General features: G+C 37.2%; 16 protein-coding genes. 5 read left to right on the forward strand and 11 right to left on the reverse strand.

The genetic code is table 11. From position 1 onward, the window contains the following. Nucleotides 1-270: 270 nt before the first annotated feature. The 4 genes from IGL30_RS11230 to xrtG are packed head-to-tail and all read right to left on the reverse strand — an operon-like array spanning nucleotide 271 to nucleotide 4,119. The gene (locus IGL30_RS11230; RefSeq protein ID WP_025478680.1) at nucleotides 271-1,791 is read right to left on the reverse strand and encodes a TIGR03766 family XrtG-associated glycosyltransferase; all 1,521 of its coding nucleotides are present in this window, start codon (nucleotides 1,789-1,791) and stop codon (nucleotides 271-273) included. Between the two features lie 13 nt (nucleotides 1,792-1,804). Then, nucleotides 1,805-2,176 carry a 6-carboxytetrahydropterin synthase gene (locus tag IGL30_RS11235; RefSeq protein ID WP_002326398.1) on the reverse strand — a complete coding sequence of 124 codons (372 nt, stop codon included), beginning with the start codon at nucleotides 2,174-2,176 and terminating at the stop codon, nucleotides 1,805-1,807. 6 nt (nucleotides 2,177-2,182) lie between these two features. Next, nucleotides 2,183-3,517, reverse strand: a complete 1,335-nt coding sequence (locus IGL30_RS11240) for a TIGR03111 family XrtG-associated glycosyltransferase (protein WP_002326397.1) — start codon at nucleotides 3,515-3,517, stop codon at nucleotides 2,183-2,185. After that, complete coding sequence (xrtG, locus tag IGL30_RS11245; RefSeq protein WP_002326396.1) at nucleotides 3,517-4,119, reverse strand: exosortase family protein XrtG; 603 nt, start codon at nucleotides 4,117-4,119, stop codon at nucleotides 3,517-3,519. The genes IGL30_RS11240 and xrtG overlap by 1 nt, the downstream gene beginning before the upstream one ends. Nucleotides 4,120-4,577: 458 nt before the next feature. On the opposite strand from xrtG, the gene IGL30_RS11250 reads away from it, so the two are divergent. Next, complete coding sequence (locus IGL30_RS11250; protein WP_113803553.1) at nucleotides 4,578-5,756, forward strand: IS256-like element ISEf1 family transposase; 1,179 nt, start codon at nucleotides 4,578-4,580, stop codon at nucleotides 5,754-5,756. Nucleotides 5,757-5,957: 201 nt separating this feature from the next. Here the strand turns inward: IGL30_RS11250 and sstT are convergent, their stop codons facing one another. Beyond that, nucleotides 5,958-7,223 (reverse strand): serine/threonine transporter SstT, encoded by a 1,266-nt coding sequence (gene sstT / locus IGL30_RS11255; protein WP_104858008.1) that lies wholly within the window; start codon nucleotides 7,221-7,223, stop codon nucleotides 5,958-5,960. Nucleotides 7,224-7,652: 429 nt separating this feature from the next. Then, a complete protein-coding gene (gene rlmH, locus IGL30_RS11260) occupies nucleotides 7,653-8,132 on the reverse strand; it encodes a 23S rRNA (pseudouridine(1915)-N(3))-methyltransferase RlmH (protein WP_002317110.1) in 480 nt (159 codons plus the stop codon). 452 nt (nucleotides 8,133-8,584) lie between these two features. Between rlmH and IGL30_RS11265 the strand changes: the two genes are divergently transcribed. Beyond that, the gene (locus IGL30_RS11265; protein ID WP_010737045.1) at nucleotides 8,585-9,871 is read left to right on the forward strand and encodes a S1C family serine protease; all 1,287 of its coding nucleotides are present in this window, start codon (nucleotides 8,585-8,587) and stop codon (nucleotides 9,869-9,871) included. A 57-nt stretch (nucleotides 9,872-9,928) separates the two neighbouring features. On the opposite strand, the gene ytpR is transcribed toward IGL30_RS11265, so the two are convergent. The 4 genes from ytpR to pepA all read right to left on the reverse strand — a co-directional run bounded on the left by ytpR (nucleotide 9,929) and on the right by pepA (nucleotide 13,157). Continuing rightward, nucleotides 9,929-10,534, reverse strand: coding sequence for a YtpR family tRNA-binding protein (gene ytpR, locus IGL30_RS11270; protein WP_123874971.1), 606 nt, complete (start codon nucleotides 10,532-10,534; stop codon nucleotides 9,929-9,931). A gap of 309 nt (nucleotides 10,535-10,843) precedes the next feature. Continuing rightward, entirely contained in the window at nucleotides 10,844-11,311 is a 468-nt protein-coding gene (locus IGL30_RS11275) for a universal stress protein (RefSeq protein ID WP_002317107.1), read from the reverse strand. 29 nt (nucleotides 11,312-11,340) lie between these two features. Beyond that, nucleotides 11,341-11,661 carry a thioredoxin family protein gene (locus tag IGL30_RS11280; RefSeq protein WP_002317106.1) on the reverse strand — a complete coding sequence of 107 codons (321 nt, stop codon included), beginning with the start codon at nucleotides 11,659-11,661 and terminating at the stop codon, nucleotides 11,341-11,343. A gap of 416 nt (nucleotides 11,662-12,077) precedes the next feature. After that, on the reverse strand, nucleotides 12,078-13,157 hold the full coding sequence (gene pepA, locus IGL30_RS11285) for a glutamyl aminopeptidase (RefSeq protein ID WP_010720947.1): 1,080 nt from the start codon (nucleotides 13,155-13,157) through the stop codon (nucleotides 12,078-12,080). A 198-nt stretch (nucleotides 13,158-13,355) separates the two neighbouring features. Here pepA and IGL30_RS11290 point away from each other — a divergent pair, with 198 nt between their 5' ends. Together IGL30_RS11290 and IGL30_RS11295 are read left to right on the forward strand one after the other, a co-directional pair. After that, nucleotides 13,356-13,709: a PepSY domain-containing protein gene (locus tag IGL30_RS11290; RefSeq protein WP_002317104.1), complete on the forward strand. Its 354-nt coding sequence runs from the start codon at nucleotides 13,356-13,358 to the stop codon at nucleotides 13,707-13,709. Between the two features lie 171 nt (nucleotides 13,710-13,880). Further along, the gene (locus IGL30_RS11295) at nucleotides 13,881-14,837 is read left to right on the forward strand and encodes a glycosyltransferase family 2 protein (RefSeq protein WP_002317103.1); all 957 of its coding nucleotides are present in this window, start codon (nucleotides 13,881-13,883) and stop codon (nucleotides 14,835-14,837) included. Between the two features lie 75 nt (nucleotides 14,838-14,912). Here IGL30_RS11295 and IGL30_RS11300 read toward each other — a convergent pair whose 3' ends face one another. Next, nucleotides 14,913-16,370, reverse strand: coding sequence for an NAD-dependent succinate-semialdehyde dehydrogenase (locus tag IGL30_RS11300; RefSeq protein ID WP_123874970.1), 1,458 nt, complete (start codon nucleotides 16,368-16,370; stop codon nucleotides 14,913-14,915). A gap of 294 nt (nucleotides 16,371-16,664) precedes the next feature. Here IGL30_RS11300 and IGL30_RS11305 point away from each other — a divergent pair, with 294 nt between their 5' ends. Beyond that, complete coding sequence (locus IGL30_RS11305) at nucleotides 16,665-17,543, forward strand: cation diffusion facilitator family transporter (protein ID WP_123874969.1); 879 nt, start codon at nucleotides 16,665-16,667, stop codon at nucleotides 17,541-17,543. Nucleotides 17,544-17,592 lie beyond the last annotated feature (49 nt).

The raw sequence follows: 17,592 nt of genomic DNA on the forward strand, positions 1-17,592 counted from the left end.
AAATAGATATAGAGACTAGAAAAGAATGATCATTTGTAAATCAATGTTTTGAACAACAATCCCATTAGTGAAATTCTGAATAATGATAAAAAAGCGAGGCACTATTGATCATTGTCAAAACCCAAACAACTTTTTTAAATCACATTTTGTTAAAAATAGCTAATCGGGTTACCCTCACATGAATGATGGAGTTAAAGATTCTATATCAAGTAGAGACAGCCTTGATGGTAACAAGAAATATTTGTTTCTAATCATTCTGCATGTAATCCGTCATTTCGATGCGAAGAGTCGTTTAATAAAATTTATGCTGTTGTCCATAGAAAGACTTGCCAATAATAAAAAAATTGGTAAAAACTGAATTAAATATCGACTACGTCCTCCTTCAAACAAAAGCAAGAAAATGAATCCTCCAACTAAACTCAGTCGCAACATCTGTTCAAATTTTCCTTGATACTTCCATCCAAATACGATAAAAAAAAGACAAGTGACCCACCAAATTTGTGCAATAAAACGAAAATCAGCGATTCGTTCTCCATACAAGTAATACCATTCTTCTAGCCAACCGCTGTATCCTTTACCCGTAGGTATTTCTCTCTCTTTGATAAATGACCCTTCTTTTAGCCAAGCAAATGTTCCATCTGATGTATTGTTTCGATGTTTTTGAAATAGAAAGTTCAAATAGCCAAGAATTCCTCTTTCTTTGAGACGCTCGTGGATTTTTTCTTTTGAATAAGCGATCTTCGCTTCTTTACTCGGTAATTTAGCCATTGCTTGTGCATCTTCAGCACTATACCCACCATCGTTGGTTAGGCCGATGTTCATAAAATGAATCATTGGAATTCCGCGACTTTCATCTATAGTAATATACTGCTGCTTTTCTAATAGTTGATTGCAGACAGCATACGTTACACCTGCGGTAAGTACGGCTATTAATAGCAATACCAAACGACCTTTTGACTGCCATTTTTTTTCAAAAAAACTTACTAGTTCAATCAATAAAATAGCAATGATAGGAATCAACGCTGACGGTTTGATGAAATAACCCAATGTGGCAACCACAGCCATAGCAATAGCTCCAACTGCTCTGTATTTTAAGTTAAGCTTTTTCTTGTTCATCAATGCGTAAAAGAATAGACTGGAAGAAACAAAAGGCAAGACCCATGTATCCGTATACGGGACGATGATCCAAGGAAATACCAATAACCAGATTCCTTGCAGATAAATAGAAGGAAACAAATAGTTTCGGGCTAGTAAGCGAATCGATAGTACGTTGAGCAAGACTGAAAGATCAACTAAAAAGAGTGTCACAAAATCAAAAAAGAGCCACGAAGTCGTTGAGAACCACTCAGACAATTGATGTTGCCACAAGAGAAGCGGTAGATTATTCTGATTCAAACTATAATAAGCAAGAATCTCAGGACTCATGTTATCTGTCAGGGCATCATGAATTGCTGACACATCCCAGCCTATCGCCGGATGTAAGAAGTGTACAAAGGTCACTTGCCAAACTAAAACAACTATAATGAATATAGTGATAGCTATCATGCGATTTTTTACAAAAAGCCACTTAAATGATCGTTGTAATTTTGGATGACAATAAAGCGCAATGAACAAAGCAACTGCACTTAAAACAAGATAAGTCGTAACTAATGTCGTACTGGTTCCAAGGGTTTGATTATCTCCGATTATTAAATTAGGAGAAGTCAGTGCAAACAATAACGCCGAAACTATGAAGATAAAGAATAGGACGTTAATTAGTCTATTCCCAGCATTAAATATTTTCGATTTCATTCTCCACCCCATGTTACCCTTGTTTTTCAATACAATAAAAGCGAGTAGGTGATTCCCCTACTTCAATCCGAATCAACTCCGTTTGGATTGCTGCAAATCTATGAAATAATTGATCATAGAAATAATTAGCTACATTCTCAACTGATGGGTTGATTTCCACAAACGGTGACATTTCATTTAAGAAACAGCCTGAGAAAGGTTGGAAGAAATCCTTTAGCACCCCTTCTATTTCTTCAAACAAGTGCATTTCGCCATTATTGGATTTGATTTCACAAATAATTTCCCAGGTGTGATTATGTTTTGCTCCCATACCACCTTCCCACCGCATCGCATGACTTGCATTAACATGTGATTTAAATTTATAGATACAGCTTTTTTCTGACAATGATGATCACTTCTTTCTAATTTTCATTAAATCATTGGAAATAGTTTCTTTAATCTGTCCTATTTCTTTTGAAAAAGGCGTCGCATTCCATTTCGAAGTAGAAGTGATTTCATTAATAATTCCAATCAAACGAAACCATGATATTAAGAAATTATAGAATGGAAAGGTTAACACTTCTATCCATTGTTTAAAATAAAATTTTTGTTCAGACTTAAAGGATTGCAACAACAATGAAATGCTGATAAATTTGAGTAACGAGTCAAAGAAATAAAGCAAATAAATGAGTAAATAAGATAGGAACAATATTTTAACTGTATAACCAAAGAAAAATAAAACGGTACTAGCAAACAACCAAATCATTTTTGGAAAAATAAACGTATGGTCAATAATTAACCTGCGTACCAAAAAATTATCAAAAAATTTGCTTAAACCAACTTGCTCTTCAGAATAGTCCTTGGCTACTTCTAGCTCACCTCGCTGCCACCTTTGTCGTTGAATATATAATTCATCGAGAGTTTGGATCGGTTCCACATAGAATATAGCATTCTCACATAATGAAACTTTTCCTTTTAATCGATGCCTTATTTGAAACGTCATATCGGTATCCTCTCCAACAGTATCTGTGTTGTAGAGATAGGTATTAATTAAAATTTCTTTTCTAAAACCAGAAAATGCACCGGCCATTGTGAATAAATGATTATTCATCGCTTCGACATTTCTTCCAGCTAGAAAAGACTGGGCATATTCTATGTATTCACTTTTTTGTACCCAACGAATCAACGAGGATTTAGTTTTCTCAATAACTTCTTTTTGCGTTAATATCGTACCAGTCATGGCAGAGATACTACAATTACTTTCAAAATTTAGAACCATGTTCATCAACGCTGTCGGTTCTAAATAACCATCGCTATCTATATTGATAATGTATGTGCCGATACTATTGTATATAGCAGAATTCAGTGCTTGTGCTTTTCCTTGTTCAGTGCGAATCCAATGCATATTAAGATGGTTGAACTGATTATGTGCCTCATCAAATACAGAAAAGCTAGAGTCTGTACTTCCATTGTCTGCTAAAATAATTTGAATATTTTCATTCGGATATGAAGAAGCATCAATCGACTGGATGCATTTATATAAAGAATCTGCCGAATTATAAACAGGGATGATTACAGTTATGAAAGGCAATTTCTCTGGTAATTCCAACGGTTTAATCCGAAACTTTTTGAAGAATAAGTAACAAATGGAATAGATACCTGGTATGATTTCCACTAACAAAGGAATGAGCAACCAAGTAATCCAGAAGCCCATTTGTGCAAGTGTTAAGTTAAATACATAATCCATTAATATACCCCTCTTTTAAGCAATTTACTCTTTTTTTGATACAAACTTTTGGCCACTTGAGAATACGTAAATGTGTAATAATATAAAGCAATGACTAATCCATAAAAGATTAATCGCCCTAATATCGAATGTGCAAAGAAATAAAGTTGACTACCGCCAAAATGCACAAGCATAATAACAAGAAGTAACCTTATGACATTGCTAGCAAAAATACATAATATACCAAAAATTCCATAGAAAAATTTTTCCTGTCGATCGTATAAAGGATAGAAAGTCAACAATCCTAAAAATGCTGCTGTTTCTATAACCCCTGAACATTCATAATCAACATACAAAGACATTTGTTCCTTTGCACTATGGACAACAAGCAAACTATACTGACTAAACGTCTCTGTAACATGAGTGATTGAATCAAATAAAGCGACTGCTTTAATTAACAATTGAGTCAAGAACCAAACCCAATAAGGTCTACTAAACAAGATCAGGAAATAAAACAAACCTATACTGCCTAAAATAAAGTAGAAGGCTGACAGTCTAGAGCGTTTCATTATGGACAATAAGTAAATCCAGATAAATAAACAAATCAATATATATATGTTCATTTTTCAATCCTCTTTATATAGTTAATCTCATTCAATTCATAATCAATAAGATCAGTAATTGGCAAATTTTTTAATACACTAATAAATATTTTTATCATCTCTCATATGTTCAAGAAATGGTAGCAATTTTTTAGCTATCAAAGAATGACTAGTTTTCTCAGTGTAATTATAAATAACTTACGCTTTAAGTAATAAAACAATACACGTGCTTAATTTTGAATGATTTACAATAATTGAATATTTTAATAGTTTATAGCGATATAATTGATTAATATGTTCTGATTTTTCTAAATATATAATATATACTTCATGATTTGAAATCAACAATTATTTATCTTTGAATTACAGAAAGAGAGTGTAAAATATTTTGTGTAAATGAAAAAATCCATACAAAAAAGGAAGTCCCTTCTGTAGAATAAAGTTAACGACAACCAATTCACAGAAAAGAGGACTTCCCCATGAATGATTTTACTACAGAAATTGTGCAAACTCTAGTCACTAAAGGCGATTTAAATGAATTATTCCGTTTGCACTTAGAAAAAGCGATAAACACACTCCTACGGACTGAATTAACGGCTTTTTTAGATTACGAAAAATATGATCGCACTGGTTTTAATTCAGGTAATTCGAGAAACGGTTCTTATGTTCGATCAATCAAAACCGAATATGGTGAATTAACATTGGAAATACCTAGAGATCGTAATGGTGAGTTTAAACAACAAACTTTACCAGCCTACAAAAGAACAAACGACACATTAGAAACCACTATTATCCATTTATTCGAAAAAGGTGTTACGATGTCTGAAATTGCTGATTTAATCGAAAAAATGTATGGGCATCACTATACTCCACAAACCATGTCCAACATGACTAAAGTTCTGACTGAAGAAGTAAACGCCTTTAAATCCAGAGCCTTAAATGATAAGTATGTTGCTATTTTTATGGACGCTACTTATATTCCATTAAAACGTCAAACCGTATCCAAAGAAGCAATTTATATTGCCATTGGTATACGAGAAGACGGCACTAAAGAAGTACTAAGTTATGCGATTGCTCCGACTGAATCAACATACGTTTGGAATGAGCTGCTACAGGATATTAACTCCAGAGGAGTTCAAGAAGTCTTGCTTTTTATTACGGATGGCTTAAAAGGCATGAAAGATACCATCCAACAAATTTATCCTAAAGCAAAATATCAGCATTGTTGTATCCATGTATCTCGTAATATTGCTCATAAAGTACGTGTCAAAGACCGAAAAGAAATCTGTGATGACTTTAAGGCTGTTTATCAAGCTAACTCAAAGGAAGAAGCGAATACATTATTATCCTGTATGATTGAGAAATGGAAGAAAAACTATCCTAAAGTGACGCAGTCACTCATAGAAAACCAAGATTTATTGACTTTTTATGAGTTTCCGCCCAGTATTCGTAGAACCATTTACTCAACCAATCTAATCGAGTCTTTCAATAAGCAAATTAAAAAGTACAGCCGCAGAAAAGAGCAGTTTCAAAATGAAGAATCACTAGAACGCTTTCTAGTCAGCATTTTTGATACATACAATCAAAAATTTCTAAACAGAAGCCATAAAGGTTTCCAACAAGTAACCGATACATTAGTTTCAATGTTTACTGAGTAACTAATTATTTTGCAGAAGGACGATTTATTTACACATAATTCTTGACGCAACCTACTTTTATCCCATGCTCATTTTGATTCTACATAAATTCAAAATAAAAAAACCTTTACCCTATACTTAAAGTTAGGATAAAAGCTTTTTATTTTCGGTCAATCATCACTTCAGAAAACCAATCATCGAAAAATGATCATCCATTCGCAATCAGTTTGATTCACTTAAGGAATCTTTTAAGGATATTGCTTCTCCATTACGTTTCCGCACGCTTAATTCCCCAATCGCTGTGAATAACAGATCACTAGAAGAGTTCAAAGCTGTTTCTACCGAATCTTGGATCACACCGATAATAAATCCTATCCCTACAACTTGCATCGCAATCTCATTCGAAATACCGAACAAGCTGCAAGCCAAAGGAATCAATAGCAACGAACCTCCCGCAACACCTGAAGCTCCACAAGCAGCAACGGCTGCCAACAGACTAAGGATCAATTTTGAAGCAAAGGACGCTTCGATCCCTAATGTTTGTACCGTCGTCAATGTCATCACGGTAATCGTTACAGCAGCGCCCCCCATATTGATGGTCGCTCCCAATGGAATCGAGATCGCATAGGACTCCTTCGTTAATTTCAATCGTTCGGCTAACATCATATTGATAGGAATGTTAGCTGCTGAACTACGTGTAAAGAAGGCGGGAACCGCACTTTCTTTTAAGCAAAAGAAAATCAATGGATAGGGATTTTCTTTGATAAATAAGAAAGTCAGAAGTGGATAAACAACTAAAGCGACAAATAACATGGTTCCTACTAATACCAGAACTAGTTGAAGATATTCTGCTAAGCCAGACAACCCTGTCGTTGAGATCGATTGATAAACTAATCCTAGGATACCGATCGGTGCAAACGCAATGATCAGCTGCACTACGTGTGACAAGGCTACAGAAACTTGATCCACGACTTCTTTAGTTGTTTCCGTACGACTACGCAAAGCCAGCCCTAACAAGACGGCCCAGAACAAAACGCCTAGATAATTTGATTCAATGATTGCTTGGATCGGGTTTTGTGTCACGTTAGTCAACATCGTAGATAAGACACTGCCGATATTTTGTGGCGCCTTTTCAGAGACCTGTTCTTGCAAAGTGATTGGGATCGTAAAAATCGAACTAACGACTACTGCAACTAACGCAGAGAGGAATGTTCCACCTAAGTATAAAAATAAAATAGGTTTGACATAGGTTTCATTCCCAACTTTATGTTTTGCAATCGAAGCTGCCGTCAGAAAAAATACCAAGAGAGGAGCAATCGCTTTTAAGCAACTAACAAATAAAGTCCCCAATATGGTGATAAACGTCCATGAGGGTAAAAAAATACCAACTATAATACCAACTATGATACCGCAACCAATTCGTTGAACTAAAGACATGTCCAAAAACTTATCTAACAAATAATCACCCCTATATAGTTTAACCATCATTTTAACATCTCTAAAATAGAAATAAAAGATAAACTTTCTAAAAATTCAAACTATTAAAGAGGATCGGACAGAAGCGTTTAACTCCGAGAAATAAGAAGAAATTCACGAAAATTGCTTTTCAAATTTTTGTGAATTTCGACTTATTTAAGAAGGAGTTGCTTCTGCTCCCACCGTTTATTCTTTTTTAAAGAATGAGTCAAAAGTGTTTCTTACTTTTTTCCCACGTTCGTGGGGAACAAATTAACGAAATGATGATTTATTGATTTGAAATAAAGAATAGGTTAGATTCTAGGCGGAATTCATCAGTAGGCTTGTTCTTGTAGACTTTCAATAAATCCATTTTTTTGAATGATTTTTTCTGTGACTGCAACGTTACGGGTACAAAGGTCATCTCTCATTACAACAATATTGTACTGTCCAAAAATATCATCACTTATGATACGGAGCACCCGCATTGATTCGAAAAGCACGGTAGATTTGTTCGACGAGGATCAAGCGCATGAGTTGGTGGGGGTAGGTCATTTTTCCAAATGAGATTTGGGCGTTGCTGCGTTTCATGACGGCTTCGCTTAAGCCGAGTGAGCCACCGATGACAAAAGTGATCTGGCTTTTCCCTTGGATTCCTAGTTGGTCGATTTCTTTGGCGAAAGCTTCACTGGTTGGATTTTTCCCTTCGATTGCTAGTGCGTAGACGTATTCTTGTTCTTTGATTTTGCTCAAGATCCGCTCGCCTTCTTTTTCTTTGACTTGGCGCATTTGAGCTTCACTCAAGTTCTCAGGTGCTTTTTCATCAGGGACTTCGATTCGTTCGATTTTAGCGTATGCTTGCAGCCTTTTGACGTATTCATTGATTCCTTGGATCAAGTATTTCTCTTTTAGTTTACCGACTGAAATGATTTTGATATTCAATTGCTTTACTCCTTCATTTTTCCTCTTCATTGTTAGTTGTTCGTATTTCCTTCTTTTCTATTATAACGAAATGTTTGCTAAAAGAAAAAGCGAGTTATTTTTTATTTATTTAAAGATTCCCACATAGTTATGCACATCATCCACAGGTTTATCCACAGAAAAGACGATGATTTTGGCTTATTTTATAAGTATTTCTTAAGCAAACGTATGTTTTGCACCGATTTATCCACGTTGTCCACATCTTGTGGATAAAAAAGGGTATTGTTTTTCTGCGAGTTTTCCGCTGATTTCTACACAGGATTTGTGGAAAACTTTTTTCTTATTTTTTCATCTGAACGCAATGATTTTTCCTAAAGTTTTTCATAAAAAGTTCATAGTCTCCAAGTAGACTAATCTTAACAAATAAGTCTATACTTAGAGATAGAAGAAAATGATAAATGGAGGCAGATCACATGGAGAGAAAAGATGTGACACCAAAAATGAAAAAGAATAATGGAATCTGGCGTAAGCTGGGTCTAGGCTTAGTCGGTGGAATTATTGGGGGCTTGGTAACGGCTGGTATTTTTTATGCTGTCATGGGTTCTGGAAACGCAGCGTCAAATTCGGGTGGTCATCAAAATTCAGCGGGCGAAACTGTCGTTGAGAATGTCAAAGTCAATGTCGATTCAGATATTACGAATGCGGTCGATAAAGTCCAAGATGCGGTGGTATCTGTTATCAATCTTCAAAGCCAAAATCAAGGGACCAACGGCTTCGGGCAACTGTTTGGCCAACAACAACAAGAAAGTTCTGATGATAGCAATCTAGAGGCTTCTAGTGAAGGTAGTGGTGTCATCTACAAAAAAAGTGGTAATTCCGCTTATATCGTAACGAATAATCACGTAGTAGAAGGGCAACAAGGATTAGAAGTTTTATTAAAAGATGGTACAAAAGTCAAAGCTGAATTAGTCGGGACGGATGCTTATTCTGACTTAGCCGTTTTGAAAATCAGTGCAGATAAAGTGAACAAAGTTGCTTCATTTGGTGACTCTAATTCATTGAAAGTAGGTGAACCTGCGATCGCAATTGGTTCTCCTCTAGGTTCTGAATATGCCAACTCTGTGACTTCGGGGATTATCTCTTCATTGAATCGCCAAGTAACCAGCACGAACGAGTCAAATCAAACGGTCAATATCAATGCGATTCAAACAGATGCTGCGATTAACCCTGGTAATTCTGGTGGTCCATTAGTTAATATTGAAGGTCAAGTGATCGGGATCAATTCAAGTAAAATTGCAAGTACTTCTGCTTCTTCATCAGGTGTAAGCGTGGAAGGAATGGGCTTTGCGATCCCAAGTAACGATGTAGTAAATATTATCAACCAACTTGAAAAAGATGGAAAAGTAACCCGTCCTGCTCTAGGGATCACAATGGTTGACCTTTCAGCCGTTTCAACCCAACAACAAGAACAAATCTTAAAAATTCCTGAGTCTGTGACAAATGGTGTGATTGTTACCAGCGTTCAACCGGCGACACCTGCAGAAAAAGCTGGCTTGAAACAATATGATGTCATTACAAAAATCGATGATACTGATGTTTCTTCTGGTGTAGAATTACAATCTGTCTTGTATCAGAAAAAAGTCGGCGATTCAGTGAAGGTCACTTACTATCGCGGAAAAGAAAAGAAAACAACAACGATTCAATTAACAATTGATCAATCCGCATTAAAACAAAGCCAATCAGAGAACTCTGGTAACTAATAACTAATTTCCTATGCAAAAACAGCACGGTTGCTCGGCAACTGTGCTGTTTTTTGCTTATTTTGGAAATGCTTCGCCAATCACTGCATCTTCTGGTAAAACAAGGATGCCTTTTTCTTTCGGTGCATCTGGTAATTGTAATTCTTTCGCCGAACAAATCATTCCGTGACTTTCAACCCCACGTAATGTTCCTGGCCAAATCATCATTCCATCAGGCATCATAGCTCCTGGTTTGGCAACAACGACTTTTTGTCCTGCTTCGATGTTCGGAGCGCCACAAACGATTTGTAAGACTTCCTCTTTTCCTACTTGTGTTTCAGTGATCGATAAGTGATCAGAATCAGGATGTGGTACGCAAGTTTTGACGTAGCCAACAACGATTTTTGGTTCATTTTCTTCTGTTAGAGTTTCTTCAAAACCAGCTTCTTTGATCAAGCGGTTCAACTGTGCAATTTGTTCTTCTGTTAGTTTGACCTGTCCGTTACCTTCGATCTTAAGATGGTCGGAGATATGGAAAAAATTCCAGCCAACGATTTGTCCTGTTTCATCTTTGATTTGAGCAACATTCCATTTACGGATGACCGTATTTTCGGTTCCATTGTCATTTGAGACGATGACCATCAAGGTATCTCCCACGTGCGCTTTATTATAAGCAAAAATCATGTTTTTTCCTCCATTATCCTTTGCTGACATTTATCTTAACAAAAAAAAAGTTTTTGTGCATGCTTTTTTTCATTCTTCAAAAAAAGTGCGAACAACTATTTTCTTAGTTATGGAATCGCAAGAATTTACAATAGCAACGAGCCTGTGAAAGATATCTTGCCCTTCACTCTAAAAAACGAGTAAACAGCATGCAAAAAGTCGCTCTATCAGAAAATAAGCCGGAGAATCCCAAAAATAGGAGGAACTATTTTTGGATTCTCCGGCTTATTTTTCAGATCTAGGCCTATCACTATCTCTTAGTTAACATATTTAATTGTCGGTGTTGTTCTCCACTTCATCAGAGACAATCAAGACATCACATGGTGCTCGGCGGATGACATAGCTGGAAACACTACCTGTCATAAATCGTTCAACCGCATTTAATCCTGATTGACCGACCATGATCAAATCGATCGCATATTTTTTTGGTAAGTTGACTGCCATTGATTCTCTAACAGAACCATAAGCGACGATTCCTTCGATTTTTTGGTAGTCAACTGTTTTTCCATAAGCTTTGCAGTCTTCGATCATTTGTTTCGCTGCTTCTGTTTGTTGGTCAACTAGCGTTTGATCTATTGGGACATAGCCCATGAAATTATAAAATTGTTGGTCGATCACATTTGCTACATAGACGGTTCCGTCGTTTCTTCGAGCAACCTCAACTGCTTTTTTAAAGGCAGAAAGTGCTTGCTCACTTCCATCGATCCCGACCAAAATATTTTTATATTCTTGTTCCATCCTGATCCCTCCTAACAAATATCCAGATGTTAGCCGTTCGTCACACGATTTAAAAAATCCTCGATTTCTTGTTTTGTTTTCCGATCTTTATTCACTAGACGACCTAATTCTTTACCGTCTTTGATCACTACAAAACTTGGGATTCCAAAAATGTTCCACTCAGCGGCTACATCTATGTATTTGTCACGATCGACTTCAATAAAACGCCATGCGGCAAAATCATTTTCTATTTCTGGCATTTGAGGCTTGATAAAGCGACAATCGCCACACCAATCTGCGGTAAAGAAAAAGACACTGTTTCCTTTTTCAACGTAACCTGCTAATTCTTCTAAGTTTTCTGGAATAATCATTGCTGTCCCTCTTTTCTTTTTATATTTAAATTATACACCTTTCTTTAAAAGTCACCAACTCCTAACCAGTCCTCACTTTTGTATTCAAAAAATTCAGATGCATCAACCAAAAAAACGATTCACCGATTTCCCCCGTATTTACTGACTGACGACAAAACAAGAAGAGACCGGGACAAAACTTGTCTCAGCCTCTTCTAGTATCTCTAAAAACGAATAAACGGTGTTCAAGAAGCAACTCCTCAACAATAAGCGATGATTTTCTAAAATATGAGGAGCTATTTTAAAAAAGTCCTCTCTTATTCGCTCGGAGCTAAACGCTTCTTTCACAGCCTCTTCTTAACTATTTATACTATCCTTCGCTTATCTCTGTTCCACGATCCATGGTTCTCGTTTCACTTCGTTTAAAGGATGTATTCTTATTTTCCGTAAACGATCGTATTGACAGTCGATTTGTCTAATCCTTTTAATGTTTGGATCAACATCTCTCTTGCTGCTTCAAAGTCACGAATGCTAAACATTGTTTGATGTGTATGAATGTAGCGTCCTACGACTCCGATCACCGTACTTGGGATTCCTTCGTTTTGTGTATGTGCCGCACCTGCATCTGTGCCGCCTTTTGAGACAAAGTATTGGTAAGGAATGTTATTTGTTTCAGCCACGTCTAATAAGTATTCACGCAAGCGTGGTAACATGATCAATCCTGGGTCTTGGATACGCATCAACGTTCCTTCACCTAGATGTCCGAATGTCCCTTTTTTCGTTACCGTATCGTCTGCTGCTGAGCAATCGACTGCAAAGAATAGATCAGGTTTGAATTTGTTGACAGAAGCTTTTGACCCACGTAAACCAACTTCTTCTTGCACGTTTGCTCCTGCGATCAATGTATGACCTAGTTTTTCATTTTGCAGCGCTTCTAACGCTTCTAACACCATTGTACAACCATAGCGGTTATCCCATGATTTACTGATAATATTTTTGCCATTAGCCGTTTTGATGGTTTCAGCGAATGGTACGATCGTATCGCCTGGCAATACGCCAAAGCTCATTGCTTCTTCACGTGATTCAAAACCAGCATCAAATAAGATATCTGTCACTTCCACTGATTTTTGGCCGCTTGTTCCACGTAATAAATGTGGTGGAACAGAAGAAGAAATACATGGGTAATTTTTGCCAGAAGAAGTCTTCAATGTGTAGCGTTGAGCAGAAACCACATACGGATTCCAGCCACCTAAAGGTACAACTTTGAATAAACCGTTGTCCTGGATTTGGGTTAGCATAAATCCTACTTCATCCATATGAGCCGCAACCATCACACGTGGGGCATCTGCCTCTTCATGTTGGCGTAAGCCAAAGATTCCACCTAAACCATCTAGTTGTAATTCGTCCACTAAGGGTTCCATGTGCGCTTCCATATACGCACGAATGTCTTGTTCAAAACCACTTGTTCCTTGAAGTTCTGTTAACTCTTTGATTCGTTGAAATGTTTTTTCATCCATAATAAAGTTCGCCTAAGATTCAGACTATGCTCCTCTCAAATTTATAGTTGACTGACTAATTTGTATTACTCTTAGTCAATCACTCACATTTATTATAGCTTATTTTAATTGATAGCGGTTATTTATTTCTAAGAAAAACACAGAGTATGGTAGAATAAATGAAGATAATCTTTTTGGACAAAGAAGGAGGTAAGACGTATGTATTCTGAAGAATGTGAGTCAAATAATTTTAAAAACGGTCTTGCTATAGGTATCGGACTTGGTTTAATCAGTGGCATCACTTCAATGGTTTTGTATCAACGTAAGAAAACGTTATCAGCCGATCAAGTCTTAGAACAAGTCAAAGAATCATTCTTAAAAGAAGGCTCCATCGAGGGGTCTTGGATCTCATTTGAAAAAGAACCGACTAGAAAATTTGCGATCCATTCCAAAGCTTATCGTGGAGGGATTTCCCGCCTGGAAGATGGCGAAATCATTTGCTACGAATTTTTAGCGGATGCGTATACCGGCACCGTGTTAGAGATTTCAAGAAAAAAGAATGAATTGATTTAATAAAGCGAAGCCTCAGCTATCACCATTAACATAAAAATAGTGGTTTTATACGGGGCTTTTTACAATAGAAACAAAAAGAAGTGAAAATTCTCTCTAGGTACTAGCATTTAAGAATTTGATACAGTATTCTTAATAGAGATTTTGTTTTCTATGATTTAAGGAGAGTGAAAAATGGAACAACAAGAGAAAATTGCTGTTCTGATTCCTTGTTATAATGAAGAAGCGACGATTTCAACAGTCATTGCAGACTTTAGACGAGAATTACCGGAAGCAGAGATTTACGTATATGACAACAATTCGACTGACACCACCTATGAACTTGCCGTGGCGTGTGGGGCAATCGTCAAAAAAGAACCAAGACAAGGGAAAGGAAATGTCATTCGGCAAATGTTTTTTGATATTGATGCAGATTACTATCTCATGGTGGATGGTGATGATACCTATCCTGCCGAAGCGGTGCATGGATTACTGGATAAACTTCGCTCAGGTGAAGCGGATATGGTAATTGGTGACCGACTTTCAAATGGGACTTACTTTGACGAAAACAAACGTCCGTTTCATGATTTTGGGAACAATTTAGTGAAAAACACAATCACACGATTATATAAAACAAAAATACGAGACGTCATGACAGGCTATCGAGGATTTAATCGTATTTTTGTCAAAAGTTTCCCGATCATGAGTTCCGGATTCCAAATCGAAACTGAGCTGACGATCCATGCCTTAGACAAAAAATTCAAATTGGTCGAATTGCCGATCGATTACCGAGACCGTCCAGAAGGCAGTGAATCGAAACTGAATACATTTTCTGATGGATTCAAAGTGATCATGATGATCGTTAAAATGTGGAAAGACTACAAACCATTGATGTTTTTTGGCATCTGGACCTTTTTCTTTTTTGTATTCGGCTTATTTGCCGGTGTTCCAGTGATCCGAGAGTATATGCTGACTCACTTTATCACACGGGTACCTTCTGCTATTTTAAGTACCGGATTGATGATCCTTGCCTTACTTTCATTAGTTACTGGGTTGATTTTAGATACTGTTGTAACGAATGCCAAAAAAGAATATGAACTAAATCTCTATCATGTCTATCATGAATGTCGAAAGCAAGAACAACAGAAATAACGTAGAAATAACCAAAGAAACTAGCTGGGAAGAATCTAGCTTCTTTGGTTATTTTTTTGCTTTTTGATACGCTAGTTATTTAGCTGTCCGAATCGTCACAAACTTCGCTACTACATATTCTTCCACACCGTAAGTTCCATTTTCCCGACCAAAGCCTGAATGCTTGCCCCCTCCAAATGGCGTAGCTGAATTTGAAATAGCTGTATCATTGACACCGACCATCCCATATTGGAGTTTCTGGCTAACATTCGCGATCGTGTGGATATTCGTTGCGAAGAAGTAAGAAGCTAACCCAAAGATGGTATCATTGGCCTCTTTGATCACTTCCTCTTCTTCCTTAAAAGCAATCAACGGAATGACTGGTCCAAAGGTTTCTTGATAAAAGATGTCCATTTCCTTCGTGACACCATCCAAAACAGTGGGTTCAAAGAAATAGCCATGCGCATACTCGCCTTCTGTCAGTCGTTGCCCACCTGCTAAAATCTTGGCTCCTTTATCTACGGCATCTTTGATTTGTTCTTCTACCTTTTCTACACCTTCTTGGTTAATCAAAGGTCCTGTCGTTGGATCATCTAAGCCATTACCAACGGATACTTGTTTGATTTTTTCGACGATCAATTTCGTAGCTTCTTCTTTGATTGCTTCATGAAGAAAAATTCGATTAGGCGACGTACATACTTGTCCGTTATTGATGAATTTTGTTTTGATCAATTGATCCGTTGCTAATTCTAAATCTGCATCTGGAAAAATAATCAACGGCGCATGTCCGCCTAGTTCCATGGAAACTTTTTTCAACGTTGATGCTGCTTGTTTATTTAAGATTTGACCTACTTCTGTCGAACCAGTGAAAGTGATTTTTTGCACGTCTTCTGATTCGGTTAGAATTTTACCGATCGTTGAGGAGTCTCCAGTCACGATATTGACGACCCCTGGAGGAAAGCCAGCTTGATCAAAAAGCTCCATTAACGCCAATGCAGAAAGCGGTGTCGCTTTTGCTGGTTTTAAGATAACCGTGCAGCCAGCCGCGATTGCTGGAGATATCTTACGGATAATCATATTGGATGGAAAGTTCCAAGGAGTGATTGCACCTACTACTCCAACTGGTTCTTTACGTACTTGCCATTCATTGGTTGCCGGAGAAGGAATGATCTCGCCTAAGATCCTTTGCCCTTCGGCAGCATTCCACCGCAAATTTTCAACATTCGTGTTGATTTCTGAAGCAGCTTGTTTGAGTGGCTTTCCTTGTTCCATCGTCATGATCGTAGCTAAACGTTCACTGTCTTCTTCCACTAGATCTGCCATCTTGTTCATTAATTTTGCCCGTTGAGCAGGAGAAGTTTTTGACCACTCTTCAAATGCTTTCTTAGCGGCTTTGATTGCTTCGTGGGTTTCACTTTCTCCACCTTTTTGAACATTCGCTAAGGTTTCACCTGTTGCAGGGTTGATCACCTCGAAGGTACCTTCTGTTCCTGTCTGCCATTTGCCATTGATATAAAGACGAGTTTCGACTTTTGGTAAATCTCTTTTTGCCATGTGTCTCTTTCCTCCTTCTTATTCGGTACAAATCTACCCTAACACGGTTAAATTTAAAGCTCAAAGCATACGCATCAGATGACTTTCCTGCTTTTTGTTTTTAGCTGATTTCTGAATCTACTGCAGGTGCAATCATAGCTGATCCCTTTTGATTCGCTGCTCCTATCGATTCAGTTAAGCTCGGGATAGTTCCAAATTTCGCCTATCCAAAACCATTATATTTTCCACACTTTTAGTGTTTTTATTCGAAAATATTATAAGATAATAAAATACTTTATGTTGGAGTGAAAATGTGTGAACAAAGACAGATATAAACAATTGAAACAAGCAGAATTAGGTGCAATCATTAGTATTGTCGCTTATATCGTAGTCTCGATACTGAAATTGACTATCGGGAATCTCGCAAATTCTGAAGCGTTAAGAGCCGATGGCTTAAACAATTTTACGGATATCCTAGCTTCGGTTGCTGTATTGATTGGTTTGAGAATCTCACGCAAACCTGCGGACACTGAACACCGTTATGGTCACTGGAAAGCCGAAAATATTGCGAGTTTAATCACTTCGTTTATTATGTTATTAGTTGTTCTGGAAGTCTTGTATTCTTCGATTCTCTCAATTACTGATCAAAAAATGGAATCACCTGACATGACCGCAGCCATTGTCGGGATTGTCTCAGCGCTGATCATGTACGGGGTTTATCTCTTTAATAAAAAATTAGCCACGAAAGTCAACAGTCCTGGTTTACTAGCTGCTGCGAAAGACAATCTTAGTGACGCGTGGACAAGTATCGGTACAGCCGTGGCAGTGTTTGCGGCCTCCTTCAATTTGGGTTGGTTGGACAGTGCCGCTGCAATCATTGTGGGTTTATTGATTTTAAAAACAGCGATTGACATCTTTAAAGAAAGCTCCTTTTCTCTATCTGATGGCTTTGACCAACAAAAATTAGAGCGCTACAAACAAGCGGTCAATAATATCCCTGAAGTCCAAAGCGTGAAGAGTATCAAAGGGCGTACTTATGGTTCAAATACCTATGTAGATATCACTGTTACCATGGACCCTAATTTGACTGTCAAAGAAAGTCATGATATTTCTGATTTGATCGAACACACTTTATTTGAACAATTCCAAGTCCACGAAACAGATGTACATGTCGAGCCTGTGGAGAAATCTTGAATAGCTGATAAAAAATGAAAAAAGAATCATTCGCCTTTTTTGAAAAGCG

Source organism: Enterococcus sp. DIV1089c (assembly GCF_050530965.1).
Taxonomy (GTDB): Bacteria; Bacillota; Bacilli; order Lactobacillales; family Enterococcaceae; genus Enterococcus_B; species Enterococcus_B hirae.

Bases quoted from the DNA above. Each gene is read 5' to 3' on its own strand.
- IGL30_RS11280 (WP_002317106.1), bottom strand. From the start codon at position 11,661: ATGATTATTCCAGAAAACTTAGAAGAATTAGCAGGTTACGTTGAAAAA.
- IGL30_RS11250 (WP_113803553.1), top strand. From the start codon at position 4,578: ATGAATGATTTTACTACAGAAATTGTGCAAACTCTAGTCACTAAAGGC.
- xrtG (WP_002326396.1), bottom strand. From the start codon at position 4,119: ATGAACATATATATATTGATTTGTTTATTTATCTGGATTTACTTATTG.
- IGL30_RS11265 (WP_010737045.1), top strand. From the start codon at position 8,585: ATGGAGAGAAAAGATGTGACACCAAAAATGAAAAAGAATAATGGAATC.
- sstT (WP_104858008.1), bottom strand. From the start codon at position 7,223: ATGATGGTTAAACTATATAGGGGTGATTATTTGTTAGATAAGTTTTTG.
- IGL30_RS11290 (WP_002317104.1), top strand. From the start codon at position 13,356: ATGTATTCTGAAGAATGTGAGTCAAATAATTTTAAAAACGGTCTTGCT.
- IGL30_RS11230 (WP_025478680.1), bottom strand. From the start codon at position 1,791: ATGAAATCGAAAATATTTAATGCTGGGAATAGACTAATTAACGTCCTA.
- IGL30_RS11240 (WP_002326397.1), bottom strand. From the start codon at position 3,517: ATGGATTATGTATTTAACTTAACACTTGCACAAATGGGCTTCTGGATT.
- IGL30_RS11295 (WP_002317103.1), top strand. From the start codon at position 13,881: ATGGAACAACAAGAGAAAATTGCTGTTCTGATTCCTTGTTATAATGAA.
- pepA (WP_010720947.1), bottom strand. From the start codon at position 13,157: ATGGATGAAAAAACATTTCAACGAATCAAAGAGTTAACAGAACTTCAA.
- IGL30_RS11300 (WP_123874970.1), bottom strand. From the start codon at position 16,370: ATGGCAAAAAGAGATTTACCAAAAGTCGAAACTCGTCTTTATATCAAT.
- IGL30_RS11275 (WP_002317107.1), bottom strand. From the start codon at position 11,311: ATGGAACAAGAATATAAAAATATTTTGGTCGGGATCGATGGAAGTGAG.
- ytpR (WP_123874971.1), bottom strand. From the start codon at position 10,534: ATGATTTTTGCTTATAATAAAGCGCACGTGGGAGATACCTTGATGGTC.